At 68.5% G+C, this 24,464-nt stretch carries 27 protein-coding genes and 1 pseudogene; 21 read left to right on the top strand and 7 right to left on the bottom strand.

Features of this window, described 5'->3' with window-relative positions:
• The first annotated feature begins 56 nt into the window (after positions 1–56).
• The 14 genes from ACFXN1_RS18635 to ACFXN1_RS18570 all read left to right on the top strand — a co-directional run bounded on the left by ACFXN1_RS18635 (position 57) and on the right by ACFXN1_RS18570 (position 12,041).
• Entirely contained in the window at positions 57–500 is a 444-nt protein-coding gene (locus ACFXN1_RS18635; protein ID WP_379398665.1) for a helix-turn-helix domain-containing protein, read from the top strand.
• Between the two features lie 187 nt (positions 501–687).
• Positions 688–1,515: a phage shock protein PspA gene (pspA, locus tag ACFXN1_RS18630; protein ID WP_379383900.1), complete on the top strand. Its 828-nt coding sequence runs from the start codon at positions 688–690 to the stop codon at positions 1,513–1,515.
• Between the two features lie 387 nt (positions 1,516–1,902).
• A complete protein-coding gene (locus ACFXN1_RS18625; RefSeq protein WP_379438795.1) occupies positions 1,903–2,811 on the top strand; it encodes a hypothetical protein in 909 nt (302 codons plus the stop codon).
• Between the two features lie 231 nt (positions 2,812–3,042).
• A complete protein-coding gene (locus ACFXN1_RS18620; protein ID WP_379383904.1) occupies positions 3,043–3,219 on the top strand; it encodes a hypothetical protein in 177 nt (58 codons plus the stop codon).
• Positions 3,220–3,290: 71 nt separating this feature from the next.
• A complete protein-coding gene (locus tag ACFXN1_RS18615; RefSeq protein ID WP_379438796.1) occupies positions 3,291–4,235 on the top strand; it encodes a zinc-binding alcohol dehydrogenase family protein in 945 nt (314 codons plus the stop codon).
• A gap of 124 nt (positions 4,236–4,359) precedes the next feature.
• Positions 4,360–5,514, top strand: coding sequence for a sugar ABC transporter substrate-binding protein (locus tag ACFXN1_RS18610; protein ID WP_379438797.1), 1,155 nt, complete (start codon positions 4,360–4,362; stop codon positions 5,512–5,514).
• A gap of 12 nt (positions 5,515–5,526) precedes the next feature.
• The gene (locus tag ACFXN1_RS18605; protein WP_040859440.1) at positions 5,527–6,300 is read left to right on the top strand and encodes an ATP-binding cassette domain-containing protein; all 774 of its coding nucleotides are present in this window, start codon (positions 5,527–5,529) and stop codon (positions 6,298–6,300) included.
• Between the two features lie 13 nt (positions 6,301–6,313).
• On the top strand, positions 6,314–7,741 hold the full coding sequence (locus ACFXN1_RS18600; protein WP_379438798.1) for a sugar ABC transporter permease: 1,428 nt from the start codon (positions 6,314–6,316) through the stop codon (positions 7,739–7,741).
• A gap of 25 nt (positions 7,742–7,766) precedes the next feature.
• Positions 7,767–8,918 (top strand): ROK family protein, encoded by a 1,152-nt coding sequence (locus tag ACFXN1_RS18595; protein WP_379438799.1) that lies wholly within the window; start codon positions 7,767–7,769, stop codon positions 8,916–8,918.
• Positions 8,919–8,995: 77 nt separating this feature from the next.
• Entirely contained in the window at positions 8,996–9,709 is a 714-nt protein-coding gene (locus ACFXN1_RS18590; protein WP_379438800.1) for a PIG-L deacetylase family protein, read from the top strand.
• A 116-nt stretch (positions 9,710–9,825) separates the two neighbouring features.
• The gene (locus tag ACFXN1_RS18585; protein ID WP_379438801.1) at positions 9,826–10,989 is read left to right on the top strand and encodes a glycosyltransferase; all 1,164 of its coding nucleotides are present in this window, start codon (positions 9,826–9,828) and stop codon (positions 10,987–10,989) included.
• 111 nt (positions 10,990–11,100) lie between these two features.
• Positions 11,101–11,292 (top strand): DUF3046 domain-containing protein, encoded by a 192-nt coding sequence (locus ACFXN1_RS18580; protein WP_040859434.1) that lies wholly within the window; start codon positions 11,101–11,103, stop codon positions 11,290–11,292.
• A gap of 10 nt (positions 11,293–11,302) precedes the next feature.
• On the top strand, positions 11,303–11,920 hold the full coding sequence (locus ACFXN1_RS18575; protein WP_379438802.1) for a phosphotransferase: 618 nt from the start codon (positions 11,303–11,305) through the stop codon (positions 11,918–11,920).
• Positions 11,895–12,041 (top strand): hypothetical protein, encoded by a 147-nt coding sequence (locus ACFXN1_RS18570; protein WP_379438803.1) that lies wholly within the window; start codon positions 11,895–11,897, stop codon positions 12,039–12,041. Before ACFXN1_RS18575 ends, ACFXN1_RS18570 begins: the two co-directional genes overlap by 26 nt.
• A 16-nt stretch (positions 12,042–12,057) precedes the next feature.
• On the opposite strand, the gene ACFXN1_RS18565 is transcribed toward ACFXN1_RS18570, so the two are convergent.
• The gene (locus tag ACFXN1_RS18565; RefSeq protein ID WP_379438804.1) at positions 12,058–12,579 is read right to left on the bottom strand and encodes a CGNR zinc finger domain-containing protein; all 522 of its coding nucleotides are present in this window, start codon (positions 12,577–12,579) and stop codon (positions 12,058–12,060) included.
• A 153-nt stretch (positions 12,580–12,732) separates the two neighbouring features.
• On the opposite strand from ACFXN1_RS18565, the gene ACFXN1_RS18560 reads away from it, so the two are divergent.
• The 3 genes from ACFXN1_RS18560 to ACFXN1_RS18550 all read left to right on the top strand — a co-directional run bounded on the left by ACFXN1_RS18560 (position 12,733) and on the right by ACFXN1_RS18550 (position 14,902).
• The gene (locus ACFXN1_RS18560; RefSeq protein ID WP_379438805.1) at positions 12,733–13,185 is read left to right on the top strand and encodes a VOC family protein; all 453 of its coding nucleotides are present in this window, start codon (positions 12,733–12,735) and stop codon (positions 13,183–13,185) included.
• A gap of 230 nt (positions 13,186–13,415) precedes the next feature.
• Positions 13,416–14,297: a pyridoxamine 5'-phosphate oxidase family protein gene (locus tag ACFXN1_RS18555; RefSeq protein WP_379438870.1), complete on the top strand. Its 882-nt coding sequence runs from the start codon at positions 13,416–13,418 to the stop codon at positions 14,295–14,297.
• 152 nt (positions 14,298–14,449) lie between these two features.
• A complete protein-coding gene (locus ACFXN1_RS18550) occupies positions 14,450–14,902 on the top strand; it encodes a nuclear transport factor 2 family protein (protein WP_379398685.1) in 453 nt (150 codons plus the stop codon).
• A gap of 77 nt (positions 14,903–14,979) precedes the next feature.
• Here ACFXN1_RS18550 and ACFXN1_RS18545 read toward each other — a convergent pair whose 3' ends face one another.
• The gene (locus ACFXN1_RS18545; protein WP_379438806.1) at positions 14,980–16,392 is read right to left on the bottom strand and encodes a DHA2 family efflux MFS transporter permease subunit; all 1,413 of its coding nucleotides are present in this window, start codon (positions 16,390–16,392) and stop codon (positions 14,980–14,982) included.
• Positions 16,393–16,486: 94 nt separating this feature from the next.
• Between ACFXN1_RS18545 and ACFXN1_RS18540 the strand changes: the two genes are divergently transcribed.
• From ACFXN1_RS18540 to ACFXN1_RS18525, 4 genes and pseudogenes are all read left to right on the top strand, one after another.
• A complete protein-coding gene (locus tag ACFXN1_RS18540) occupies positions 16,487–17,509 on the top strand; it encodes an Lrp/AsnC family transcriptional regulator (protein ID WP_364615129.1) in 1,023 nt (340 codons plus the stop codon).
• A 161-nt stretch (positions 17,510–17,670) separates the two neighbouring features.
• A complete protein-coding gene (gene recA / locus ACFXN1_RS18535; RefSeq protein WP_354839607.1) occupies positions 17,671–18,705 on the top strand; it encodes a recombinase RecA in 1,035 nt (344 codons plus the stop codon).
• A gap of 1,245 nt (positions 18,706–19,950) precedes the next feature.
• Positions 19,951–20,466: pseudogene (gene recX / locus ACFXN1_RS18530) on the top strand (recombination regulator RecX); the annotation flags it as partial.
• A gap of 279 nt (positions 20,467–20,745) precedes the next feature.
• Positions 20,746–21,114 (top strand): hypothetical protein, encoded by a 369-nt coding sequence (locus ACFXN1_RS18525; protein WP_379463637.1) that lies wholly within the window; start codon positions 20,746–20,748, stop codon positions 21,112–21,114.
• Between the two features lie 33 nt (positions 21,115–21,147).
• On the opposite strand, the gene ACFXN1_RS18520 is transcribed toward ACFXN1_RS18525, so the two are convergent.
• From ACFXN1_RS18520 to ACFXN1_RS18500, 5 genes are all read right to left on the bottom strand, one after another.
• Positions 21,148–21,684, bottom strand: a complete 537-nt coding sequence (locus ACFXN1_RS18520; RefSeq protein ID WP_379438807.1) for a DoxX family protein — start codon at positions 21,682–21,684, stop codon at positions 21,148–21,150.
• A 156-nt stretch (positions 21,685–21,840) separates the two neighbouring features.
• Complete coding sequence (locus ACFXN1_RS18515) at positions 21,841–22,341, bottom strand: HAD domain-containing protein (RefSeq protein WP_379398691.1); 501 nt, start codon at positions 22,339–22,341, stop codon at positions 21,841–21,843.
• An 80-nt stretch (positions 22,342–22,421) separates the two neighbouring features.
• Complete coding sequence (locus ACFXN1_RS18510) at positions 22,422–22,697, bottom strand: hypothetical protein (RefSeq protein ID WP_379383934.1); 276 nt, start codon at positions 22,695–22,697, stop codon at positions 22,422–22,424.
• 135 nt (positions 22,698–22,832) lie between these two features.
• Entirely contained in the window at positions 22,833–23,735 is a 903-nt protein-coding gene (locus ACFXN1_RS18505) for an amino acid ABC transporter permease (protein ID WP_379438808.1), read from the bottom strand.
• The gene (locus ACFXN1_RS18500) at positions 23,732–24,412 is read right to left on the bottom strand and encodes an amino acid ABC transporter permease (protein ID WP_379383937.1); all 681 of its coding nucleotides are present in this window, start codon (positions 24,410–24,412) and stop codon (positions 23,732–23,734) included. Before ACFXN1_RS18500 ends, ACFXN1_RS18505 begins: the two co-directional genes overlap by 4 nt.
• Between the last annotated feature and the right edge of the window lie 52 nt (positions 24,413–24,464).

Raw genomic sequence — 24,464 nt, 5'->3', positions numbered from 1 at the left:
CCGGACGTTGTCCAGTCAAACGCTGGGTCCGGCGAGACGAGTGTGAGGAGAACGAGATGACGCTGCTGCGAGAAGCCATCGGGGAAAGCCTGCGGCGCGCTCGGGTTGCCCAGAGCCGGACGCTGCGTGAGGTCTCCACCTCCGCGCGCGTGAGTCTGGGGTACCTGTCCGAGGTCGAGCGCGGCCGCAAGGAGGCGTCCAGTGAACTGCTGGCCGCCATCTGCCAGGCGCTGGACGTGCCACTGGCGCAGGTGCTCTTCGACGTGAGTTCCACCATGGCCGACGCCGACAAGGCCACCGCGCTGGCCGCCGACAAGGCCACCGCGGGGGTGGGAGCCGGCAAAGTGCCCGCCAAAGCCGGGCTCGCCAAGGTGGCCGCGAAGGTTACCCCGAGGGGTGGCGACGGCGACGGTGCCCTGGCCGCGGATGGAACTTTCGGCCCCCGCATTGTGATTCCGGCCCCGAAGTCGGATCGTCTGGTGCTGGTGGCTGCCAAGTGATCACTGTGCTGTGGAGCCGAAAGGGATAAATTCTCTGTAGGCTTCGTGCCGGAGGCGTCGTGCTGTTGCCGAAATCTCCGGAACGGCCGTTGCACAGTGGAGATATGGGACAACAGGGGTGCGCGACGGTCGCGCACTACTGTCGCGCTACCGGGCGCGGCACGTCATATGGAGGCGGGATCAATCGATGGCTAATCCGTTCGTGAAGGCCTGGAAGTACCTGATGGCCCTCTTCGATTCGAAGATCGAGGAGCATGCGGATCCGAAGGTTCAGATCCAGCAGGCCATCGAGGAAGCCCAGCGCCAGCATCAGGCCCTGTCGCAGCAGGCCGCTTCGGTGATCGGCAACCAGCGCCAGCTGGAGATGAAGCTCAACCGCCAGCTGGACGAGGTCGAGAAGCTCAATGCCAATGCGCGCCAGGCGGTTATGCTGGCCGACCAGGCCAGCGGTGCCGGTGACACCGAGAAGGCCATCCAATACACCAATGCCGCTGAGGCTTTCGCCGCCCAGCTGGTGACCGCCGAACAGTCCGTCGAGGACCTGAAGGTGCTGCACGACCAGTCGCTGCAGGCCGCCGCGCAGGCCAAGAAGGCGGTCGAGCAGAACGCCATGCTGCTGCAGCAGAAGGTCGCCGAGCGCACCAAGCTGCTCTCGCAGCTGGAGCAGGCCAAGATGCAGGAGCAGGTCTCGGCCTCGCTGCAGCAGATGGACTCCACCCTGTCGGCCCCCGGCGCCGTCCCCAGCCTGGACGCGGTGCGCGAGAAGATCGAACGCCGCTACGCCAACGCGCTCGGTGCCGCCGAGCTGGCGGGCAACTCGGTCCAGGGCCGCATGCTTGAGGTCCAGCAGGCCAGCGTCCAGATGGCGGGCCACAACCGCCTCGAGCAGATCCGCGCCTCAATGCGCGGCGACTCGCTGCCCGCCGGTGGCACTCAGCAGCAGATCCCGCAGGGCCAGCCCGCGCAGCCGGCCGCCCAGCCCAACTTCAACAAGGGCCAGGCCGCCCAGCAGTAACTGCTGCGCGAAAGGTAGTGCACGATGGGGAGATCGCGGGCCGACAACAGTCCCGCGACCTCCCCTGCCCGTTTTCTGCGCCGCACCCGCACCAGAACCGCCGACCTCATCCCGGGTTTCCCCTCCCTGTTCCCGCCGCCCGCAACCGCGCAGCCTCCGGCGCACTCCGAAACCGCCGGGCCTGAAACGGCTTCCACACCGGCAGCGAGTATTTCGTCAGCGCCGGAGCACCACTCGCCCCATTCGGCCGGGTTCACTGATCACTCGGCGCCCGCTACGCCGGTGCCGCAGCCATCCGCGCCGCCGCGAATCGACCGCGGATCGCCACTGGGTGCTGGTCACGCGCCGCGTGAATCCATGGTGCAGCCACCGCTTCGCTCGCAACCCGTGTCCGGACGCGGCGCCCGCGCAGGTAACCCCGCCGGTGCTGCGGGTGGCGGCCGGCGGAAGCGGGCGCGGCGGGAGCGGGCCACCGAGGCGGTGCGAGAAGTGTTGGCGCCCACCGGGTTCGAACCCGAGGAGTTGGCGCAGCGGCTGCCGGATACGTTGCGGGGTGTAGGGGAGCAGGCATTGGTGGCCGTGCGGAAATGGGCGGATCCGCGGGAGCGTGAGCTGCGGAAGCGGCGGCGGGCACGGCGTCGGAGTTTCCGGCTGGGAACGGCTTCGGGGTTGACGACGGCCGGAACCGTTGGACTGGTGCTGATTTCGGCACCGGCCTGGGCGGTGGTCGTGGTCGGTGGTGGTGCGGTCGCGCTGGTCACCGGGACCGCGGTGACGGCCCGGCGATATCTGGAGATGCGCCGGGAGCCGTTGCCGCAGGCGGCTTTCGTGCCTCGGAAGCTGCCGCCGATCCGGTCCGCGGCGCGAGCGTCGATCGCCCGATTGGTCCGGGCCGAGCGGGCGCTGCACGGGCTGCACTCGCAGATCGCGCGGACGGGCCGGCTTCCCGAGGACGATCTCAACGACACCCTGGAAACAGCCGCGTCCGGGGCCGCCGCACTGCACGCGCTGGCACAGGATGTGGTCGCCATGGAGCGGGCCGCCGGTGCGCTCGGCGCGAATTCGCCACTGGGCGAGCACGTTCAGGCCGTTTCCATCCGCCTTGACGGCGGAGTCGTCGAATACGAGGGCATGGTCGCGGCCGCGGCCCGGGTGCTGGCGGTCCCCGAGAGCGCGGCCATCGCCGACGATCTCGGCTGGGCCATGGTCGGCCTGCGCGACGCCGCCGACCGCCTCGACGGCTGGGCCCAGGCCCTCACCGATCTGGCCGATCAGCGCTTCCGCGCCAATCCCTGACCTGTCCGTATCGCTGCGAACCGGGCTTTCCCGGGGCGTGGCTCGGGCTGTTGCAGGTCGGCGGGCTGCGGCCCTGGCGAACGCGGCCTGCCGCCTCGGGCGGGGGACTCGGGGAGAACCCTGATCTGTCCCGGATTTCACTGCTGACCTGGTGATTTTCACAGGCGGGCGACGCAGTATGGATGGTGTCGGATCGCGCGGACGGCGGTTCGGAGACTAGGGAGGTCAGTAATGTTCTGGAAGATTCTCGGCGTCGTCGTCCTCGTGTGGATCGCCTTCGCAGTGCTCGGGTGGCTGATCAAGGCACTGTTCCCGATTCTGCTGGTGAGCGCCATCGTCTTCGGTCTGTACGTGCTGTACAAGGCGGTGTCGGGCTCGAAGGACAAGTCGCCGCTGAGCAAGTTCTGATCGGTCGAAACTTTCGGACCGTCCGGCCCCGGGTAGCGGGGACGGGCGGTCTTTTTTCGTATGATCGCGGGATGGCTACTGCTGTCGTTGCCACCGCTTACGGTGGACCGGAAGTCTTGTCGCTGGTCGAGGTCGAGGTGCCCGAGCCGGGGCCGGGTGAGGTCAGCATCGCGGTGCGGGCCGCCGGGGTGAATCCCTTCGACTACAAGCTCTACAGCGGTGCGTTCGGCACCGATCCCAGCAAATTGCCCATCCGGCTGGGCCTGGAGGTGGCCGGAGTGGTCACCGCGGTGGGTCCCGACGCCGAGGGACCGGCCGGGCCGATCTCGGTCGGCGACGAGGTGATCGCGACGGTGGGCGGCGGCTACGTCACCGCCGTCACCGTGCCGGCCGCCCGGGTCGTGCCCAAACCCGCCGATGTGGACTGGAAGCATGCGGCCGGGGTGCTCAGTGTCGGCGGGACCGCGGTGCATCTACTCGCCGCGACCGGCGTCGGGCCGGGGGACACCGTGCTGATCCACGGTGCCGCGGGCAGCGTCGGCGCGCTGGCCGCGCAATTGGCGGTGGCGCGGGGCGCGCGGGTGATCGGCACGGCCTCGCCGAGCCGGCATGAACGCTTGCGCGCCTACGGTGTCGAGCCGGTCGCGTACGGCCCAGGACTGGCTGATCGCGTCAAGGCGTTGGCCCCCAACGGAATCGATGTCGCCCTCGACACGGTGGCCACCGAGGAGGCGATCGACGTCTCCCTGGAACTGGTGGCCGACCGGAGCCGGATCGCGACCATCGTGGCGTTCGATCGGGCGGCCGCGGAGGGGTTCAAGGCCCTGGGTATGGGTCCCGGGGCCGATCCGGGCACCGAGATCCGCGGCAATGCCTGGCGTGAGTTGTTGCCGCTATTGTCCACGGGCAAGCTGGATCTGGCGATCGCCAAGACGTTCCCCCTGTCGGAGGCGGCCGCGGCGCACGAGCTCGTCATCGAGGGGCACGCGGGTGGAAAGGTGATCCTGCTGCCCTGAACCGGGCAGCATCGATTTGGCGAAACGTCCCATATGAGTGACTCACACGGCATATGTTGTTGCCCACAACATATGCCGTGTGTGCTGTCGCAACCCAGCGACCGCCGCGTGAAAGGTCACCCTGATGAGGACGAAAAGCGCGCTCCCGCCGACGAAGTCCGGACGCCGACGGGGTTATGCCGCCGCCGCGCTCGCACTGTCCGGCCTGCTCACCCTCACCGCCTGCGGATCCAATTCCAGCAGCACGACCTCCTCGTCGAGCGCGCCGTCGGGCGGCGGCGCCAATGGGACGGTCGGGGTCATTCTCCCCGAGACCGCCACCTCGGCCCGCTGGGAATCCTTCGACAAGCCGCTGCTGCAGAAAGCCTTGAACGAGGCCGGATTCGACGCCGATGTGCAGAACGCGCAGGGCGATGTCCAGAAGTTCTCCAGCCTGGCCGACGGCATGATCGCCAAGGGCGTGAAGGTGCTGCTCATCGCCTCCATCAACAGCGAGGTGGGCAGCGCGGTCGCGGCCAAGGCCAAACAGGCCGGGATTCCGACCATCGACTACGACCGCCTCAACCTCGGCGGATCCTCCGACTACTACGTGTCTTTCGACAATGTGAAGGTCGGTGCCCTGCAGGGCCAGGGGCTGGCCACCGCGCTGAAGGACAAGCCGGGCGCGCAGGTCGTCGAGATCGAGGGCGCGCCGACCGACAACAACGCCACCCTGTTCCACCAGGGCCAGGAGCAGGTGCTCCAGCCCCTCTACGATTCGGGCGCGCTGAAGCTGGTGCGCAGCCAGGCCATCGACGACTGGAACAACCAGAAGGGCGGCACCACCTTCGAGCAGATCCTCACCGGCGCCAACGGCAAGGTCGACGGCGTGGTCGCCGCCAATGACGGCCTGGCCGGTGCGGTGATCACGGTGCTGAAGAAGAACGGCCTCAATGGCAAGGTGCCGGTGACCGGTCAGGACGCCACCGTGGACGGCCTCAAGGCGGTGCTGCGCGGGGACCAGTACATGACCGTGTTCAAGCCCATCAAGGAGGAGGCCGAGAACGCCGCGAAACTCGCTGTGGCCCTGGCCAAGGGCGACAAGGCCGCCGCGGATGCCCTGGCGCAGGGCGTGAGTCAGGATCCCAAGGGCAAGCGCGACGTGAAATCGGTGCTGCTGCAACCGCAGTTGATCACCAGGGCAGAGGTCAAGCAGGTGGTGGACTCGGGCTTCGTGAAGGCCTCCGACGTCTGCTCGGGCGACGTGAAGTCCGCCTGCACCGAACTCGGCATCGCCTGAGGATCGAGAGACATGAGTGAGCCGCTGCTCCAGATCACCGGCCTGAACAAGAGTTTCGGACCGGTGCACGTGCTGCACGACGTGGACCTCACCGTGCCGGCGGGAGAGGTCACCGCACTCGTCGGCGACAATGGCGCGGGCAAATCCACGCTGGTGAAATGTGTTGCCGGAATCCACGCCGCCGACTCCGGCGAGGTGCGATTCCGTGGCGAACCCGTACACCTGCGTGGCGCCAAGGATGCGGCGGCGCTCGGCATCGAGGTCGTCTACCAGGACCTGGCCCTGGCCGACAATCTCGACATCGTGGCCAATATGTTCCTCGGCCGGGAGCGCGGCAAGCCGTGGCTGCTGGACGAGGCGAGCATGGAGGAGGCGGCGCGGCGCACCCTGGCCTCGTTGGGGGTGCGCACCGTGAAATCGGTGCGCACCCCGGTCGCAGCCCTGTCTGGCGGGCAACGCCAGACCGTGGCCATTGCGAAAGCCGTGCTGTGGAACAGCAATCTGGTGCTGCTGGACGAACCCACCGCGGCGCTCGGGGTGGCGCAGACCCGGCAGGTGCTGGATCTGGTGCGGCGGCTGGCCGAACAGGGGCTGGGGGTGGTGCTGATCAGCCACAACCTGGCCGACGTGTTCGAGGTCGCCGATCGGATCGCGGTGCTGTACCTGGGCCGGATGGCCGCGCAGGTGCGGACCGCCGATGTCACCACCGGCCAGGTGGTGGAGTTGATCACCGCCGGGCGTTCCGGCGATCTGGGCTTGGCGCGGCCGGAAGCCGCGGTGCTGTGAGGAAGCCACTGCTATGACCAATGTTTCGGAATCGGCGGCGGCCGAACCGGGTACTGCCATCACCGACTTCGGGATCGACACCACGACCCGGTCGACGCGAGAAGCCGTGCGCGACTACGCGGCCCGGCTGCGCGCCGGGGATATCGGGTCCCTGCCTGCGATCCTGGGTCTGATCGCGCTGGTGGTGTTGTTCTCGCTGATGTCGGATGTGTTCTTCTCGCTCAACAATATTGCGAACCTGCTGGCGCAGGGGGCGGGGCAGACCATCATCGCCATCGGGATCGTGTTCGTGCTACTGATCGGGGAGATCGATCTGTCGGCGGGCACGGCGTCCGGGGTGGCGGGGGCGGTGCTGGCCATGCACTACGTCGACAACGGGAACCTGTTGACCGGCATGGGATCCACGGTGTTCTTCGTGTTCAACGCCATGCTGGTGCTGGCCGCGATCCTGGCGGGGCTGCTGCGGATCTGGCCGGGGGTGGTGTTCTCGGTGCTGGGGATCGTGCTGACGGTCATCGGTTTTCAGGCGAATCCGTGGATCGAGATGTTGCTCGCGGTGTGTGTTGGCGCGGCCATCGGATGCATCACCGGGTTCCTGATCGCGAAGATCGGGATGCCGTCGTTCGTGGTGACGCTGGCGCTGTTCCTGGCGTGGCAGGGGGTGATCCTGCAGCTCATCGGCGAGGGCGGGGTGCTGGGGATCAGTTCGTCGCACGTGCTCAATGCGGTGGCGAACGGGAATCTGTCCACGGCCGGGAGCTGGGTCCTGTGCGTGGTGGCGGCCGGTGGCTATGCGGCGGTCACGCTGGGCGGGCATCTGCGGCGCCGGCGTCGCGGGCTGGTCACGTCGCCGACGCCGCTGGTGGTCGCGAAAGTGGTGGCGCTCAGCGGTTTCGCGATCGTGGTGACGGCGCTGCTCACCGTGAATCGTTCACCCAGCAAGCTGATCGTGATCTCCGGTGTGCCGTATGTGGTTCCGATCGTGCTGGTGCTGCTGGTCGCGGGGACCTATGTGCTGACCCGCACCACCTACGGCCGTCACATCTATGCCGTCGGCGGGAACCTGGAGGCGGCCCGGCGCGCGGGCATCAACGTAACCCAGTTGCGGGCAAGCGTTTTCGTCATCTGCTCGGCCTGCGCAGCGGTCGGCGCCATCGTCTACTCCTCGAAGGTCGGCTCGGTCGATCCGCAGGCGGGCGGGCTCAACACCCTGCTGTTCGCGGTCGGCGCGGCCGTGATCGGCGGCACGTCCCTGTTCGGCGGCCGGGGCCGGGTGGCCGACGCGGTGATCGGTGGCGCGGTGCTGGCCGTGGTGTCGAACGGGCTGGGCCTGCTGCGGCAGCCCGCGGCGGTGGTGTCCATCGTGACCGGGCTGGTGCTGCTGCTCGCCGCCACCGTCGACGCGCTCTCGAGACGCCGCGTGGCGATAACGGGCCGTTGAGCCGCGCAATGGTATTACCGAGTCCATGACCGTCGCCCGACCGGACGAGGTGCGCCGGTTCAACCGGTCGAGCCTCCTGCGGCTGCTACACATCGGAGGCCCCGCCACCCGGGCGGCGCTGGCGGTCGAGCTCGGGCTCAATCGGTCCACCATCAAGATGCTGGTCGACGGGCTCGCCGAGGACGGGGTGGTGGAGGAGAAGGTGCCGCGGCTGGCGCGCGGCGCCGGACGGCCCTCGCTGCTGGTGCTGCCGCAACCGCAGGCGGCGGTGGTGCTGGCGGTCGATGTGCAGGTCGAGCACGTGGGGATCGCGCTGGTCGGCTTCGGCGGGCAGGTCATGGGACGCAACAGCTGGAATCTGCGTGGGCGGCAACGGGAACCGGACGAGGTGATCACCCACGTCGCGGAATCGGCGGCCATGCTCGCGGAGGATCTGGGCCTGCGCCCGGTGGCGGCGGGCGTGTGCGTTCCCGGTGTGGTGCGGCGCGCGGACGGCCTGGTGCACAATGCCGCCAACCTGCGCTGGGGTGAGGTGGCGCTGGGTCAGCGGCTGCACGCGGTGCTGGACCTGCCCGTCACCGTCGGTAACGACGCCGAATTCGGTGCGCTCGCAGAGCATGTCAGGGGTGTCGGGCGCGCGGCCGCCGATGCGGTCTTCGTCTCCGCCGATGTCGGGGTCGGCGGCGGGCTCATCGCCCAGCGCGAGCTGCTGCGCGGATCCGCGGGGTATCTCGGCGAGATCGGCCACATGACGGTGCGGCCCGGTGGGCGAAAATGCTACTGCGGCAACGAAGGCTGCTGGGAGACCGAGGTGGGCGAGGCTGCGCTGTGCCGTGCCCTCGGCATACCCGAGCACGGCCCGCGCGGGGCGATCGTCGCCGAACTCCGTGAGCTGCAGGGTGATTGGGAAACCAGGCTCGCCGATTACCTCGACTGGATGACCCTGGGCCTGGTCAATGTCGTCAACATCCTCGGGCCCGAACTGGTGGTGCTCGGCGACCTCTTCACCGCGCTCCCCGAACCGGCCATCACCCAGGTCCGCGATCAGGTCCACGGCCGCAGCATGGTGAGCCGTGCCTTCGGCGGGGTTCGCATCGAAAAGTCGCGTCTGGGCCCGGATCTGAAGCTGCTCGGGGCGGCGGAAGCGGCCTTCGAGGGCGTACTCGCCATGCTGTGACGCCCCGCCGTTGCGGTGGGGTGCGAAGTTCGCGTCGGCCATGTCTGGGCGGTGGCGGCTGGTGTTGAATGCAGGACATGGAGCAGCTTCCCGAGGACTGGCAGCGCGGGATCATCATTGCCGCGCATCCCGATGACATCGAATACGGTGCGGCCGCCGCGGTCGCGCGCTGGACCAGGCAGGGCAAGGACATTCGCTACGTGCTGGTCAGCAGTGGCGAGGCGGGCATCGCGGGGCTGCCGCCGGCCGAGTGCGGGCCGCTGCGGGAGGACGAGGAGCGAGCCTCGGCCAAGATCGTCGGCGTCAGCGAGGTGGAATTCCTCGGGCACCCGGACGGGCGGATCGAGGAATCTCTGGCCCTGCGCCGGGATCTGGCCGCCGCCATCCGCCGCCACCGCCCGGACATGGTGGTGCTGTTCAACTTCGGCGACACCTGGGCCCGCGGCTACGCCAACTCCGCCGACCACCGCGCCGTCGGCCGCGCCGCCCTGGACGCGGTGTCCGACGCCGGCAACGAATGGATCCACCCCGAGCTCGCCGAGCTGCCCGCCTGGTCGCCACGCTGGGCCGCCGTCTACGGCGTCCCGGACGGCAGCCACGGGCTGGACGTCACCGACACCTTCGAGACCGCCGTCGAATCCCTCACCGCCCACCGCCGCTACCTCGAGGCCCTCAGCCCCGACCCGGCCGAAATCCAGGCCCGCGCCGTCCTGGAAATGACCGCCGGCCCCAAGGAAGGCGTCCCCGGTGCCCACGCCCTGACCTTCGAGCTCTACCACTTCGCGGGCTGAGCGGCCGGGCCCGACGGCCGGTCCCAGCGCCGGGCGCGCTGGTGGTCGAGTGACACGGGCCACCACAGTTGGGTGAAGGTACCGGGGGCGTCGGTCGGGTGTGGCACCCTGGGGCCGTGCGAGTAGCGGTGGTGGCCGGGCCTGATCCGGGGCATGCGTTTCCGGCGATGGCGTTGTGTCAGCGGTTGCTGGCCGCGGGCGATGAGCCGGTGCTGTTCACCAGCCCGCGGTGGTTCGACGCGGCCCGGGAGGCCGGGATCGGGGTGCGGCGGCTGAAGGGCCTCGCACCCCGGGCCGAGGACGACGACAGTGACGCGGGCGCCAGGATTCATCAACGAGCCGCTCACATTTCGACCGAGATCCTGCCCGATCTGAGCGCCATGTTGCCGGAACTGGTGGTGTCGGACGTGCTCACCGTCGGGGGCGGGATGGCGGCGGAGCGGCTGCGGCTGCCCTGGGTGGAGCTGTCGCCGCACCCGCTGTACCTGCCGTCGAAGGGCTTGCCGCCCATCGGGAGTGGGCTCGCCGCGGGGGAGGGCATGCGCGGGCGCGCCCGGGACTCGGTCCTGCGCGGGCTGACGTCGCGGGCCATCCGGCGCGGGGAACTGCAACGCGAGCAGGCCCGCGCCAGTATCGGCCTGCCACCGGAGGACCCGGGCCCGACCGCCCGCCTGGTCGCCACCCTGCCCGCCCTCGAGGTGCCGCGCCCCGACTGGCCGGACAATGCGCACCTGGTCGGCCCGCTGCTCTGGGAGCCGACCGACCACATCCTGGATCTACCGCCCGGTGACGCCCCCCTGGTCATGGTCGCCCCCTCGACCGCCCAGACCGGTACGGCGGGCCTGGCCGACATCGCCCTCGAGGCGCTCGAAGGCGCAGGCGTCCGGGTCGTAGTCTCCATGCTCGACACCCCGCCCGCCGGTCTCCCGCCCTGGGCCACAGCCGGTTTGGGCCGCCAGGACGAGATCCTGCGCCACACCTCGGTCGTGATCGGCGGCGGCGGCCACGGCCTGCTCGCCAAATCCCTGCTGGCCGGTGTCCCCATCGTCACCGTCCCCGGCGGCGGCGACCAGTGGGAACTCGCCAATCGCGCCGCCCGCCAGGGCAGTTCGATCCTGGTCCGCCCCGTCACCCCCGAAGCCGTCCGGGACGCCGTCAAACGCATCCTCGACGACCCCGCCTACACCGCCGCCGCCCACTCCGCCGCCACCGGCATCACCGTGGTCACCGACCCGGTCGAAATCTGCCACGCCGCCGTCGAATCCCCACCCGCCGCCTGACTTTCGCTCGCGACGCAGGTTGGTAGTACACCGCGAGGCGGTTGTCGGAGGCGATGGGCGGCCGCGGCTGGGTTTGGCCCGGGTGCGGGGCGGTGGCGTAGGCTCGCGGCCGTGCGGTTGACGGAGTTCCAGGAGCTGTTGCATACCGAGTTCGGGACGGCGCGGGGAGACGTGCTGCTGACCGATCATGTACTGCCGTCCATGGGGCGGACCGGAGCCCAGGCCATCGAGGCGGGGGTGGATCCCCGCGACGTGTGGCGGGCGCTGTGCGCGGAATTCGATGTGCCGAAGTCGCGATGGTGAGCAGATCCGCGTGAGGCTGCGGCTACCGCCGCGCGTGGCGGAGCTGCTCGGGCCGAACCCAGTGTGGTCGGACGATCACGAGGGGCGCAGTGGCGGGGTCGTCCGGGCCGATGGAACGTACTGGGTCAAGCGTGGTGCGGTCGCGGTGGCGGGGTTTCCGCGGTATCGGTGGCTGCGGGAGCGGTCGATGGCGGTGCCGGAGATCGCGGTTTTCGAGGACGACATGCTGGTGCTCGTCGATGCGGGAGTGCCGAGTGTGGCCTCGGCGCAGCCGGATTCGCCGGGCGTGTTGATGGGCGAGACGTTGCGGCGGTTGCACGCGCTGCCGGTGGCGGGCTGTCCGTTCGACGGCCGGCTCGACATCACCCTGGCGGAGGCGTCTCGGCGGGTTGCCGAAGGTCTGGTCGACGTCGACGATTTCGATGCGGACAATCTCGGGCGGACGGCAGCGCAGATGTACGCACAGCTGGTCGCCGAACGGCCCGAAGCCGAGGATCTCGTTGTGGCGCATGGTGATTACACGCCGCCGAATGTGCTGGCGGGCGGGATTCTCATCGATGTGGGACGGCTGGGGGGTCGCGGACCGCTACCGCGATCTGGCGTTGGCCGCACGGGATCTCGGCGATGATTTCGGCGCCGGCGAGGTGGAGGCCTTCTTCGCCGCCTACGGCCTGCCCGATCCCGATCCCGATCCCGATCCCGATCCGGCGCGGCTGGCCTACTACCGCCTGCTCGACGAATTGTTCTGAGCCGCAGCGGGTTCGCCTACTCCGCCTGCGTCTTCTTCGCGTAGTGCCGGGTGGCCTTGGCGCGGTTGCCGCAGGCCGCCATGGAATGCCAGCGGCGGGTGCCGTTCTTCGAGGTGTCCAGGAAGTACAGGATGCACTGCGGGTGCGCGCACTGCTTGATGCGGTTCGGGGTGCTCGCCAGCAGGTGGAGCAGGTTGTCGGCGGCGAGCCAGCCGGGTAGCCAGGCCGGATCGGCGACCTCGGGGAGCGCGGCCGGGCCGTCCGGGGTGAGGGCGCGGCGGATGCGGCCGTGCGCCAGGACGGTATTGAGGTCGTCGGCGGTCTCGCCGCGTACCGCGCGCAGGATCGCTTCCCGGGTCGTCACGAGCGTGTGCAGCGTCGCCTCGTCGGCGGGCAGGTCGAGGTCGTTGTCGGCCAGCCACTTGCTCAGCCCGGACACGCCGGTGAGCAGGTCCTGAGGTCCCGTCGCCGCGATCCAGCGGGTGTTGAGCAGGTCCAGGGCGAGCGGTTCACCGAGGTGGGGGCGTGGTTCTGGCACGCCTGAGGGTAACCGCCGTAGTGCGCGCATCGGCCCGACGACTCCTTTCTAACCAGCAAAATCAACTATAGGGGTTGACGGCAGGCGTTCGCCGCCGCTAGCTTCTAACCTGTCAAACGAACTATGATGGTTAAAACTTCCTAAGGGGTTCCCATGACCGCACCTGTTCTCGCCACCGGGCACATCGGCCTCAATGTCACCGACCTCGACCGCTCGGTGGACTTCTACCGCGGCGCCCTCGGTTTCGAACAGCTCGGCGCCGGCGGCGAGGGCGCCCAGCGCTTCGCCTTCCTCGGCCGCGACGGCAAACTCCAGGTGACCCTCTGGCAGCAGAGTGACGGCGAGTTCTCCGCCGAAACCCCCGGCCTGCACCATCTCTCGTTCCAGGTGGACACCATCGACCAGGTTCGGGAGGTGGAATCCGTCCTGAAGGCCCTGAATGTCGCCTTCGCCCACGACGGCGTGGTCGCCCATGGTGAGGGCGCCTCGTCCGGCGGCATCTTCTTCATCGACCCCGACGGCATCCGCCTCGAGATCTATGCCCCCTCCGGCGCCGATCACGCCCCGGCCCCCTCCGGCGCCGCCCCCACCTGCGGCTTCTTCTGATCCGGAATGCCGCCACCAGCACCAGAATTCACCCGAGAAGACCGGTCACCTCCGCAGGCGGCCCGATGGGAGCTCACATGAACGCCGTCTCGACACGCGATGCGCAGCACGGCGGCAAGGCGTCGGCCACAGATGAGCCCGGCACGCAGGCCTCCGAGCCCGGATCGGCCACCGACACGGTGACTGCCCGTGGCGCCATGCCGAAGGGCGGTGCCGTGGCGGCGAGCGGGATCGGCTATCACCCTGGGGAATTGGCCGTGCAGCGGCGTATGGGGCAGGAAGATATTGCTCAGCGGGTCGGGCGGATGATTCGCGCTGATATTCCGGCTGCGGCTGCGGAATTCCTGGCGGAGCAGCCGATGATCGTGGTGGCTGCTGCCGATGACGGTGGTCGGATGTGGGCGGGCCAGTTGCTTGGGCCGCCCGGGTTCGTGTACGCCTCCGGGGAGCGGGCGATCGAGGTCGAGGCATTGCCGGTGGCCGGTGACCCGCTCGCCGAATCGCTGCGCGGCGCACGGCATGTCGGCATGATCGCGTTGCAGCCGCAATTGCGGCGCCGGATGCGCGTCAATGGCGTGATCGCACCCACCGCGACCGGGCTGCACGTCGATACCGAGCAGGTGTATTCGAACTGCCCGAAGTACATCTCCCGCCGCGGCATCGAGGAGTGGGCGACGGGCGGGGCTCCCACGATGCGCCGGACCAGCGCGCTGGACGAGTCTCAGCGGCAGCTCATCGCCCGCGCCGACGCGTTCTTCATCGCGTCCGCCGATATCGACGGCAATGCCGACGCGTCCCATCGCGGCGGCAATCCCGGCTTCCTGCAGGTGCTTTCCCCGACCCGCCTGCGCTGGCCCGACTACCGTGGCGACTCCATGTTCATGACCCTCGGCAATATCGCCGCCGACCCGCGCTGCGGCCTCCTGATTCCGGACTGGCGTACCGGCACCACCCTGCAACTCACCGGGACCGCCGAGATCACCTGGGAGGAAGCCGCTTTCACGGCCGGTGCCCAATGCGCCATCGACTTCACCCTCACCGACGTCGTCGAAATCACGAACGCCACACCCTTGCGCTGGAGCGAACCCGAGCTGTCCCCGGCCAACCCCTAGCCGATACCGTGCGCATCCGCCGTGCTGCCTGGCAACTCCGTCCTCGGTCATCGACTCCGCCTGCATCCAGCGGTCCTGCACCCATCCACCGCCTCACGCCGCGCACCGGCAAGGCGCCAAGCCCACCCGCACAGAATCGAAAGGTCTCCCTCATGCGTCCTCCGCTTCCTCCCTTCGACCTGGAATCCGCCAAACTCAAAGTCCGCGCTGCCGAAAACGCCTGGAACACGCGCGATCCCGAGACGGTCGCCCAGGCGTACACCGAGGACTCCGTCTGGCGTAACCGCGACGAATTCCTCACCGGCCGCGCCGAAATCGTCGATTTCCTGAAGCGCAAGTGGGCCAAGGAGAACGGCTACGCCCTGCGCAAGGACCTGTGGTCCTTCACCGAGAATCGCATCGCCGTCCGCTTCCAATACGAATGGCACGACGACGAGGGCCAGTGGCACCGCAGCTACGGCAACGAACTCTGGGAATTCGCTCCCGACGGCCGCATGTCCCGCCGCGAGGCCAGCATCAACGACGTCCCCATCGCCGAGTCCGACCGCCGCATCTTCGGCCCCCGCACCCCCGACGAGGACGCCCTGGGCTTCCCCCTTCGGTGACAACAAGATCAGGGAGCTCTCGCTGCGGGAATTCGGGCGAATTCCACCGTGAGAGCTCCCTGATCTTGATCTGCCGGTCAGGCGACCGCCGCGGGCTCGGGCGGGGCGAGGACCGGGGTCTCGGGGGTGGGGCGGGAGGCGCGGGTGTAGAGGGCGAAAACCGCTGCGGCTGAGACGATTCCGAAGATGCCCGCAGTGAGCGTCGCCGAGTTCAGGCCGTTCACGAAGCCGTGAGTCATCGGATGCGCATCGCTCGTGTTGCGGAAGACGGTGCCCAGCACCGCGACACCCAGTGCCAGGCCCAGCTGCCGCGCGGTGTTGATCGCACCGGCGGCGGTGCCGCTCTGACGCGGCGGGACCGCCGCCATGCCTACCGCTATCAGCGGCGGAGCCATCACGCCCACGCCGACACCGATCACCAGGAAGCCGGGAATGGCGGCGGTCCAGGAGGATCCGGAGTCGATGAGGGTCAGCAGAGAGCTGCCCGCGCCGATCGCCAGCAGGCCGCCGCCGATCGTCCACTTCGGAGCCACCTCGTGCAGGAACCGGCCGAAGATGCCCGAGGTCAGGAAGGCGCACACCGACATCGGCAGCATCGACAACCCGGCCCGCAGCGGGGTCAGGTGCAGGTACTGCTGCAGCCACAGCGACACCAGCGGGCTGGACGCGAAGGCGGCGAAGCTCATGCCGACCGCGGCGATCAGCGTTGCGGTGAAGCCCGCGCTGCGCAGCAGGGGCAGCGGCAACATCGGTGCCGCACTGCGGGATTCGAGCACGATGAACGCGATCAGCGAGAACGCGCCGGCGATCAGTGCCACCGCCGCCCCGCGATCACCCCAGCCGTGCTCGCCGCCCCGGATGATGCCGTAGGTGACGGCTGTCGCCGCGACGGTGAAGCTCAGCATCCCGCCGATATCGATGCGCCGGTCCGCGTGCCGCGGCGACGGCCCGAACGCCAAGGCGGACAACACGATCGCGATCGCGGCGATCGGCAGGTTGACGAAGAAGATCCACCGCCACGACAGCAGATCGGTCAGCACGCCGCCCAGCACCACGCCGATACCGGCCGCCGCACCCGACACCGCGCCCCACGCGCTGAAGGCGATGCCGCGATCACGACCGGTGTACGTGGCGTGCAGCAGCGACAGCGTGGTGGCCAGCATGGCCGCGCCGCCGATGCCCTGCGCCGCGCGTGCCGCCACCAGCACGCCCGCCGACCCGGCGACACCGCAGGCCAGGCTGGCGGCCGCGAACAGGGCCAGGCCGATCAGATAGGTGGGTTTCGCGCCGAACCGGTCGGCGAGCGAGCCGAGCATGAGCAGCAGTGCGGCCAGCGCCAGCGCGTAGCCGTCGATGACCCATTGCAGCCCGGACAGGCCGGTGCCCAGGTCGGCGGCGATGTCCGGCAGCGCGACATTCACGATGGTGACGTCGATGAGCAGCATCAGTGAGCCCAGGCACGCGGCGAAGAGGGGCAACCACTTCCGCATGAGAACCTCCAGAGAACGAACGATTTCGTCTCCAAGCATGAGATAGTCGCTTGGATCCACCTAGCTATCAGCGTCGATGCGGTAGATTCCTCCTATGTTCGAGGAAGAGCTGGATGATTCCTCCGTCCTGGACGTGCTCGACAAACAGATCGTGCACGGTCTGGTCACCGATGCGCGCATCCCGTTCGCACGGCTGGGGGCGATCCTCGGCGTCTCCGAGCAGACGGTGGCGCGGCGGTATCGGTCACTGCGCTCGCGCGGCATGATTCATGTGGCGGGCCAGGTGAACACGGTGCCGCTGGGGCAGCCGCGCTGGGTCATGCGCATCACCTCGACGCCCGCCAAGGCCGTCGCCCTGGCCGAATCTCTCGCGCGGGTACCGGAATTGAGCTGGGTATCACTGCTGACCAGTGGTTTCGAGATCATGTGCGCGGGCCGCACGCGGTCGATCGAGCGGCGGGACGAGTTGCTGCTGCGCGTGATTCCGCGCGCCAGTTCGGTGGTCGGGCTGACGGTGCACGAGGTGATGCGGCAGTTTCCGTTCCCCGAGGAGTGGCCCCGCTACGACCGGTTCTTCACCGCGGAGCAGCTGCGCGAACTCGGCCCGCGGCCGCCGATGTGGGAGCCCGTGGGTCCGGAAACCCAGGTCACGCTGTCGCGCGAGGACGAGGCGATGATGGCCATCCTGGCTCGGGACGGGCGCGCGCCCTACGCGCGGCTGGCGGCCGCCACCGGCTGGAGCGCGACCCGGGTGGCCCGGCGGATGAGCGAGCTCATCGAGTCCGGCGTGCTCTACTTCGACCTCGACTTCGCTTTGCAGCTCATGGGTTACACGTGTCGCGCGGTGCTGTGGATGCGGGTGGATCCGGCGCGGCTGGAGGAGGTGGGCAAGGCCATCTCGGAGCATTCGGAGGTCGCCTACCTGGCGGCGATCACCGGGCCGGCCAATCTGACCGCGTCGCTGGTCTGCCGGGACAATGCCCATCTGTACCGCTACGTGACCGAACGGCTCGGTGCGTTGCCCGGCATCCGGGATATCGAGGTGACGACGGCGTTGCGGGTGTTCAAACAGTCGCAGACGCTGGTCGACGCGCAGAAACTCGCGGTGCTGCCCTGATTGCCGAATGCTTGCCACCAGGTGTTTCGCGTGTCGCCCAGCGCGTCGCTTGCATCGAACATCTGTTCGTCTAAGCTCGTCGTCGGAACTTGTCGGTGCCGCCCTCTAACGTGGGCGCCAACCACAGCATGAGACACACCCGTTGAGAAGGGGATCAGACGATGGCACCACAGGCTTTCGATCGTGACAAGGCGCTCGAGCTCGCGCTCGCGCAGGTGGAGAAGAGCTTCGGCAAGGGCGCGGTCATGCGTCTGGGCGAAGAGGCGCGTCAGCCCATTTCGGTGATTCCGACCGGCTCCATCGCGCTGGATGTGGCGCTGGGCCTGGGTGGCCTGCCGCGCGGCCGCATCGTCGAGATCTACGGTCCGGAATCCTCGGGTAAGACCACCGTCGCCCTGCACGCGGTCGCCAACGCGCAGGCCGCCGGCGGTGTCGCCGCCTTCATCGACGCCGAGCACGCGCTGGATCCCGACTACGCCCGCAAGCTGGGTGTCGACACCGACGCGCTGCTGGTCTCCCAGCCGGACACCGGTGAGCAGGCCCTCGAAATCGCCGACATGCTGGTGCGTTCCGGCGCCATCGACATCATCGTCATCGACTCCGTCGCCGCCCTGGTGCCGCGCGCCGAGATCGAGGGCGAGATGGGTGACAGCCACGTCGGTCTGCAGGCCCGCCTGATGAGCCAGGCGCTGCGCAAGATGACCAGCGCGCTCAACAACTCCGGCACCACCGCCATCTTCATCAACCAGCTGCGCGAGAAGATCGGCGTCATGTTCGGCTCCCCCGAGACCACCACCGGTGGTAAGGCGCTGAAGTTCTACGCCTCGGTCCGCCTGGACGTCCGCCGTATCGAGACCCTCAAGGACGGTTCGGACGCGGTCGGTAACCGCACCCGCGTGAAGGTCGTCAAGAACAAGGTGAGCCCGCCGTTCAAGCAGGCCGAGTTCGACATCCTCTACGGCATCGGCATCTCCAAGGAAGGCTCGATCATCGACATGGGTGTCGATCAGGGCTTCATCCGCAAGTCCGGCTCCTGGTACACCTACGAGGGCGACCAGCTCGGCCAGGGCAAGGAGAACGCCCGCAAGTTCCTCCTCGAGAACACCGATGTCCGCGACGAGATCGAGAAGAAGATCAAGGAGAAGCTCGGCATCGGCGCGGACGTCACCGCCGAAGAGGCCCCCGCCGACTTCTGATCCATGACCCCTCGGGAACCCGAAGGGCCCCGGCCTGATTCGCCGGGGCCCGCTCGCCTGGACGCGGTGGAACGCCTCCGCCGCCAACTGGAGTCCTCCGCCGCCCGAGCCGCCGGCCGCGCGTCCCGCCCCACCGCTCCCAGGCCCCGAACCCCCGAGCCCGGCCACGACCTCTTCGGCTCCGCCGACCCCTACGCCGCCGGCGTCGGCACCTGGAACTACGGTCCATCCACCCCCGCCGCGTCCTATCACCCTGTCCCCGAAGACAATTCGCCGGACACCGATCACTCCACCTGGCGCACCACCGGCGACGCGACCACCCCCGCCGAACCGCCCCCATCGCACCGACCGGAGCTCTCCGGCGCGTCGAACCGCCCAACCGCAGAACCGATCTCGACGGTTGTCGAGCCCAAGGATGCCGGTCGATCGCAGACGGCCGAAGCGGCCGAGAGCGCGATCGCGCCGTGGCAGCAGCGGGGGTCGGTTGCCCAAGGTGACCTAGCGATCGAGGGCCCGAGCAACGGGTTCTCTTCGGCCGCAACTGTTTCGGATCATGCGGTGACCGGGCCGATCGCACCCCCGGCCAGCCGGGACACCACCGGGGCCGAATCGGCCGAGGCGAATGCCGCTGATTCCGCACGTCTCGGTCGGGCGGCGAATGGCGGGGCTCGATCAAACGAGCTCGACGGCGGGTCGGACTCCCGCCAGCGCCCGCTCGGTGACTGCGCGGCCGCGACTGTGGGGGTTGCCGGTGGTACGGCCCAGAACTCGGTCGGCGGTGCTCCGAGAGACAGGCTGGCGGCCGCGCGGGCAGCGTTGGCCGAGGCGAATGCGGTCGTGGCTGCGAAAGCGGCAGCGAGCGGGGCGAGTACGGAGAAGCACGGTCGTCGAAATACTCGCGGGTCCGGCTCAACTTCGGTCGAGCGGGTGTCTACGGACTCCTACGGCGAGTTGGGTGAGTTGAATGAGCTCTCGAGGCGGGGGGACGCGGTAGGCGGCGCGGGTCGTGGAGCAGATTTCTCGGAACGAAGTGGCGCGCAATCGGATCGGCGAGGTCGTCGGGCCCGGCGGCGACGTGGCGGGGACGAGTCGACCGGCGGGGACGAGCCGAGACGTGGAGATGAGTCAAGGGGTGGGGACGACGGCGGTCGTGGTAATTCGGCCGATGTCGGTTCGGAAGTCTCGGCTGATCGGGGGGAGGAGTTCGGTCGGGGTGGGCGGCGGCGTGGACGTGGTCGTGGGCGTTCGGAATCCGGAGGGGAGCCGGCGGGATCGGTCGGTGCCGGGGGGACCGAGGCACAGGCGAAGGACGTGTGTCTTCGGTTGCTGACCGATCGGGCCCGGAGCCGGGCCGAGTTGGCGGATCGGTTGGCGGATCGGGGTTTCACTGCTGCCGTGGCGAAGCGGGTGCTGGATCGGCTGACCGAGGTCGGGCTGATCGATGATGCGGCGTTCGCGCAGCAGTGGGTGCGGTCACGGCACACCTACTCTGGTAGGGGCAAGAAGGTTCTCGCCGAGGAATTGCGGCGCAAGGGCATTGCGCCGGAGGACGCCGAACCGGCGCTCGAGTCGGTGACCGCGGAGGACGAGAATACCCGCGCCGGAGAGCTGGTGCGGCGGAAATTGACCACGCTGTCCCCGGACCTGGACCGCGACAAGGCGATCAGTCGCCTGGTCGCCATGCTCGCGCGCCGCGGCTACACTCCGGGCACAGCCTACGAGGTGGTGACAGGCGAACTCGCCGCGCTCGCGACCCGACGCGCCCAGGAACAGCCATCCGATACCCGGACACCGCCCGCGCCCGCTCCGTCCGCCCCTGCAGCGCGTGCGAAGCCCACCGCATCCCGCCGCGAATTCGCCGCTGACGACACCGATTCCGCGGCCGAATTGGTCCGTACCAAGCTCCGTACCTTGTCGCCCGGACTCGACCGCGACACGGCCACCCGCCGGCTGGTCGGCCTGCTGGCGCGTCGCGGCTACAGTCCCGCCACCGCGTATCAGGTGGTGGCGGCGGAGCTTGCAGCGTTGGGCGCACTTCACATGAGCGAGCGGATCGACGCTCATCGTGAGCAGAACTCCGACAGCCAGGACGAGAACAACTCCGACCATATGGCCTCATCGCCGATGCGTCGCGCGAAGGCCGGGCCGCGCGGCAGGACCGTGCTGGGCGGTCGCGCCCTCGGTGAAAGCGACTCCGAAGAGTCGGCGTCAGAGACCGACTCGCCGGAAGACGAGCAGGATCGTGCCGCCGAACTGGTGCGCGCCAAACTCCGCACCCTGCCCCGAGGCTTGGACCGCGACAAAGCCATCCGCCGTCTGGTCGGTCTCCTGGCCCGCCGCGGTTTCAGCCAATCCACCGCCTACTCGGTGGTGAAATCCGAACTGGCCGCCAATGGATTCGATGCCTGACTGCGCTTTTGGCTCGATCTGAGAACTCGGCGTCTATCCCGACCACTTGATGACCAGGGTGATCACCGCGGCCACCACGGCGAGGGTGAGGGCGGCGGCGCCCCATAGGACGCCGTGGCGTGCCCATGGCCGGTTGTGGTCGAGGGAGAATCGGCCCGGCCCGGCGATCGCCAGCGTCAGCGCGGCCACGGCGAACAGCAGGGCACTCTCGTAGCCCATCAGCCCGTGATGCCAGTTCACATTCATCGCATTGATCATGGTGCCGATGGCGATCGCCGCCGCGAGCGGCGTGAACAGCCCGAGGAACAGCAGCGCGCCGCCGGTGAATTCACACAGCCCCGCCAGCGTGCCGAACACCTTGCCAGGGTGATACCCGAGCTTCTCGAACCCCGCGGTGGTCTGGTGCCAGCCCTCGCCATTGAACCAGCCGAACAGTTTCTGGCTGCCGTGCACGAACAACAACCCGCCGAAGAACACACGTAACACCAGCAGCCCCACATCGACCCCAATGGAATCGATATTCTTGCCCGGATCCTTCTTGACGTTGCTATCGGTGACGTTGGTGGTCATGACGTCCCACTTCGTGTGATGAAGCCGGTTGATGAAACAACGTGTCTTCCCGTCCCACCGAGGAATACGCGCCGGCCCCCGAGTCGGTTCAATCGCCCGCATGAGCGAGTTCCGAGCCGAATTGACAGCCCCGTACTCACGTCCTCACACGTGTGGTCACTGTGACCTGAAACCACCATTGACCCACTCGGTGAATACAGCGAAGTCCTTGCGCCGCAGCCCTGTCCGAGGGTCCACGCGGTACAGGAGAGCCGATCTGCCGTGCTGCGCCGACACCCACTCCCGGTCGTGGTCCCGAATCTCGTCGTCGACCCAGATGAAAGGCCGTCCCGCCGCCCACTCGACCACCGTCCGCGTCTTCCAGTGCAGTCCGAACCACTCGTCGACCTGCTCATCCGCCCGTTCCGGCCATTCCACCACCGCCAGGTCCGGCAATCCCAGCAGCGGACCGACGACCCGGTTGGCCTCGTGCGTCCACGTCGTCGCCCACACCAATTCGCAGGGGAGTGCGGACAGCAGCGGCCCGAGTGCCGGATCGAGTCGTGTCACCAGCGGGTTGGTCCCGTCCTGCCCGGTCGGTGCGTCATTCCCGGGCGGTCCGCCGAACGGCAGTAGTGGTCCGTCGATGTCGAGAAAGAGGATTGGGTAATGCGGCACGACTACAGATATGAGGGGTATACGAGGGCGAAAACAACTGGATTCGGGATCGCATCACGCTCGAGCCGTACGTACTGGCTTCAGTGCAGGACGCCGCCTGGGCGGCGGGTGGAGAGGGCGCGGCGGGTGTGGCGGTGGTTGGTGTGGCGGAGGGTGCGGGGGGTGGCCATGTGGGGTGCGGATGGGCGGGGCGGTTTGTCGCGGCGGGAGGCCAGGAGGCGGCCTGCGGCCTCGTGGATGGCGAGCGCGCCGATGACGGCGGCGAAGGCGGTGAGGCCGGCGAGGAGGGGGGTGACGATGGTGGTCAGGAACAGCCCGAAGACGAATTCTCTTCGAGCGCTGTCGTCTTCGTTCATGAAGACCAGTATGCGAGCTGGATGGAGCAATTGTCCCGGGGTCGGCTGAGCATTCCCGGAACGCCCGGTCCCGGTTCGGCAGTCACGGCTCCCGAACCGGGGTCCGAGGTCAGCTCCCCGACCACGCGTCGCCGATCACACGCCGGATGCGGACTGGTCCCCCATGACGACATCCATGCCCGGGGGAGGGGTGACGGCGCCCGCTGCGAGCACGGCCCGGGAGCCGCGCTTGCGGGTGCGCAGCCACTTCTCCACGCGGGTGGCGATCACGGTCAGCGCGTAGTTGATGACGATCATGATGATGGCCACCACGATCAGCGACGGGATCGGATTCTTTTCCGCCGCACCGAGCTGCGTGCCTCTGCGCACGATTTCCAGATAGGTGATCTGGTAGGCCAGCGCGGAGTCCTTCAGCGCCACCACCATCTGCGAGATGAGCGCCGGCAGCATGGCGGTGACGGCCTGCGGCAGCAGAATCGTCACCATCACCTGGGTTTTGCGCATGCCCAGGGCGACGGCGGCCTCGGTCTGTCCCCGGGGCAGCGCCCGGATACCCGAGCGCACGATCTCGGCGATGACCGATCCGTTGTAGATGGTCAGCGCCGCCACTGCGGCCGCGAGCGCCAGCTGGTCGGAGGGGAAGACGTTCTGCTGGGCGAACAGGGTGAACAGGAACAGCATCAGGATCAGCACAGGAATGGCCCGCGAGATCTCCACCACCACACCGGCGAACCAGCGCACCGCGCGATGGTCCGACAGTCGCAGAATGCCGAACACCATTCCGAGGACCAGCGCCAGCACGATCGACAGCGCCGCCGCCTCGAGTGTGCCGCGCAGACCCGGCAGGAGGTAGGTGCGCCAGGTATCGCCCTCGGTGAAGGGCTTCCACTTGTCGGCGGTGAACTGCCCCTTGTCGGCCAGCCCGTGATAGACGAACCAGACCGCCGCCGCCGCGGCCGCGATGACGACGACCGAGTAGACGCGGTAGCGCAGGCGCGCGCGGGGTCCCGGCGCGTCGTAGAGCACGGACGTGGTCATCGCGCCACCTCGAATCGCTTGGCCAGCCAACCGAAGAACAGACCGGTCGGCAATGTCAGGATCACGAACCCGAGCGCGAAGATGGCGCCGACACTCAGCGGCGCCGCCTCGTTCTCGTTCATCTCCGACATGAGCAGCGCGGCCTCACCGACGCCGATGGCCGAGGCAATGGTCGAATTCTTGGTCAGGGCGATGAACACACTGCCCAGCGGTGCGATGACCGCCCGGAACGCCTGCGGCAGCACCACGAGCCGCAGATTCTGCCCGAAGGTGAGTCCTAGCGAGCGCCCCGCCTCCGACTGCCCGAACGGCACCGTATTGATACCCGCCCGCAGCGACTCACACACGAAAGCCGCTGTGTAGACGCTCAATCCGACGATGGCGAAGCGAAAACTGTTCTCCGCGATGCTGTTCGGCCCCTCGGAAGCCAGCCGCCACCCGAGGGTCTGGTACAGGCCCAGCGAGCAGAAGACGATGATCAGCGTGAGCGGCGTATTGCGAATGATGTTGACGTACAGCGCGCCGATCCAGCGTGCGATCGGAATCGGCGACACCCGCATGGCCGCCACGATGGTGCCGAGAATCAGCGCGAAGAACGCCGAATACAGCGTCAGTTTGATCGTCACCCAGAACGCGTCGAGCAGTTTGGTGTGATAGTTGGAGATCAAGTCGAACACGACTGCCCCATTCCTCCGATCGGAAGACGAAGCACGCCGGGTGATTTCGCGA

Source organism: Nocardia sp. NPDC059154, from assembly GCF_042755705.1.
Taxonomy (GTDB): Bacteria; Actinomycetota; Actinomycetes; order Mycobacteriales; family Mycobacteriaceae; genus Nocardia.
Note: the sequence above shows the minus strand (reverse complement) of the source record. Positions and strands in the feature narration are given on the sequence as shown.

Bases quoted from the DNA above. Each gene is read 5' to 3' on its own strand.
- ACFXN1_RS18635 (WP_379398665.1), top strand. From the start codon at position 57: ATGACGCTGCTGCGAGAAGCCATCGGGGAAAGCCTGCGGCGCGCTCGG.
- pspA (WP_379383900.1), top strand. From the start codon at position 688: ATGGCTAATCCGTTCGTGAAGGCCTGGAAGTACCTGATGGCCCTCTTC.
- ACFXN1_RS18620 (WP_379383904.1), top strand. From the start codon at position 3,043: ATGTTCTGGAAGATTCTCGGCGTCGTCGTCCTCGTGTGGATCGCCTTC.
- ACFXN1_RS18615 (WP_379438796.1), top strand. From the start codon at position 3,291: ATGGCTACTGCTGTCGTTGCCACCGCTTACGGTGGACCGGAAGTCTTG.
- ACFXN1_RS18610 (WP_379438797.1), top strand. From the start codon at position 4,360: ATGAGGACGAAAAGCGCGCTCCCGCCGACGAAGTCCGGACGCCGACGG.
- ACFXN1_RS18605 (WP_040859440.1), top strand. From the start codon at position 5,527: ATGAGTGAGCCGCTGCTCCAGATCACCGGCCTGAACAAGAGTTTCGGA.
- ACFXN1_RS18600 (WP_379438798.1), top strand. From the start codon at position 6,314: ATGACCAATGTTTCGGAATCGGCGGCGGCCGAACCGGGTACTGCCATC.
- ACFXN1_RS18595 (WP_379438799.1), top strand. From the start codon at position 7,767: ATGACCGTCGCCCGACCGGACGAGGTGCGCCGGTTCAACCGGTCGAGC.
- ACFXN1_RS18590 (WP_379438800.1), top strand. From the start codon at position 8,996: ATGGAGCAGCTTCCCGAGGACTGGCAGCGCGGGATCATCATTGCCGCG.
- ACFXN1_RS18560 (WP_379438805.1), top strand. From the start codon at position 12,733: ATGACCGCACCTGTTCTCGCCACCGGGCACATCGGCCTCAATGTCACC.
- ACFXN1_RS18550 (WP_379398685.1), top strand. From the start codon at position 14,450: ATGCGTCCTCCGCTTCCTCCCTTCGACCTGGAATCCGCCAAACTCAAA.
- ACFXN1_RS18545 (WP_379438806.1), bottom strand. From the start codon at position 16,392: ATGCGGAAGTGGTTGCCCCTCTTCGCCGCGTGCCTGGGCTCACTGATG.
- ACFXN1_RS18540 (WP_364615129.1), top strand. From the start codon at position 16,487: ATGTTCGAGGAAGAGCTGGATGATTCCTCCGTCCTGGACGTGCTCGAC.
- recA (WP_354839607.1), top strand. From the start codon at position 17,671: ATGGCACCACAGGCTTTCGATCGTGACAAGGCGCTCGAGCTCGCGCTC.
- ACFXN1_RS18525 (WP_379463637.1), top strand. From the start codon at position 20,746: ATGAGCGAGCGGATCGACGCTCATCGTGAGCAGAACTCCGACAGCCAG.
- ACFXN1_RS18520 (WP_379438807.1), bottom strand. From the start codon at position 21,684: ATGACCACCAACGTCACCGATAGCAACGTCAAGAAGGATCCGGGCAAG.
- ACFXN1_RS18510 (WP_379383934.1), bottom strand. From the start codon at position 22,697: ATGAACGAAGACGACAGCGCTCGAAGAGAATTCGTCTTCGGGCTGTTC.
- ACFXN1_RS18505 (WP_379438808.1), bottom strand. From the start codon at position 23,735: ATGACCACGTCCGTGCTCTACGACGCGCCGGGACCCCGCGCGCGCCTG.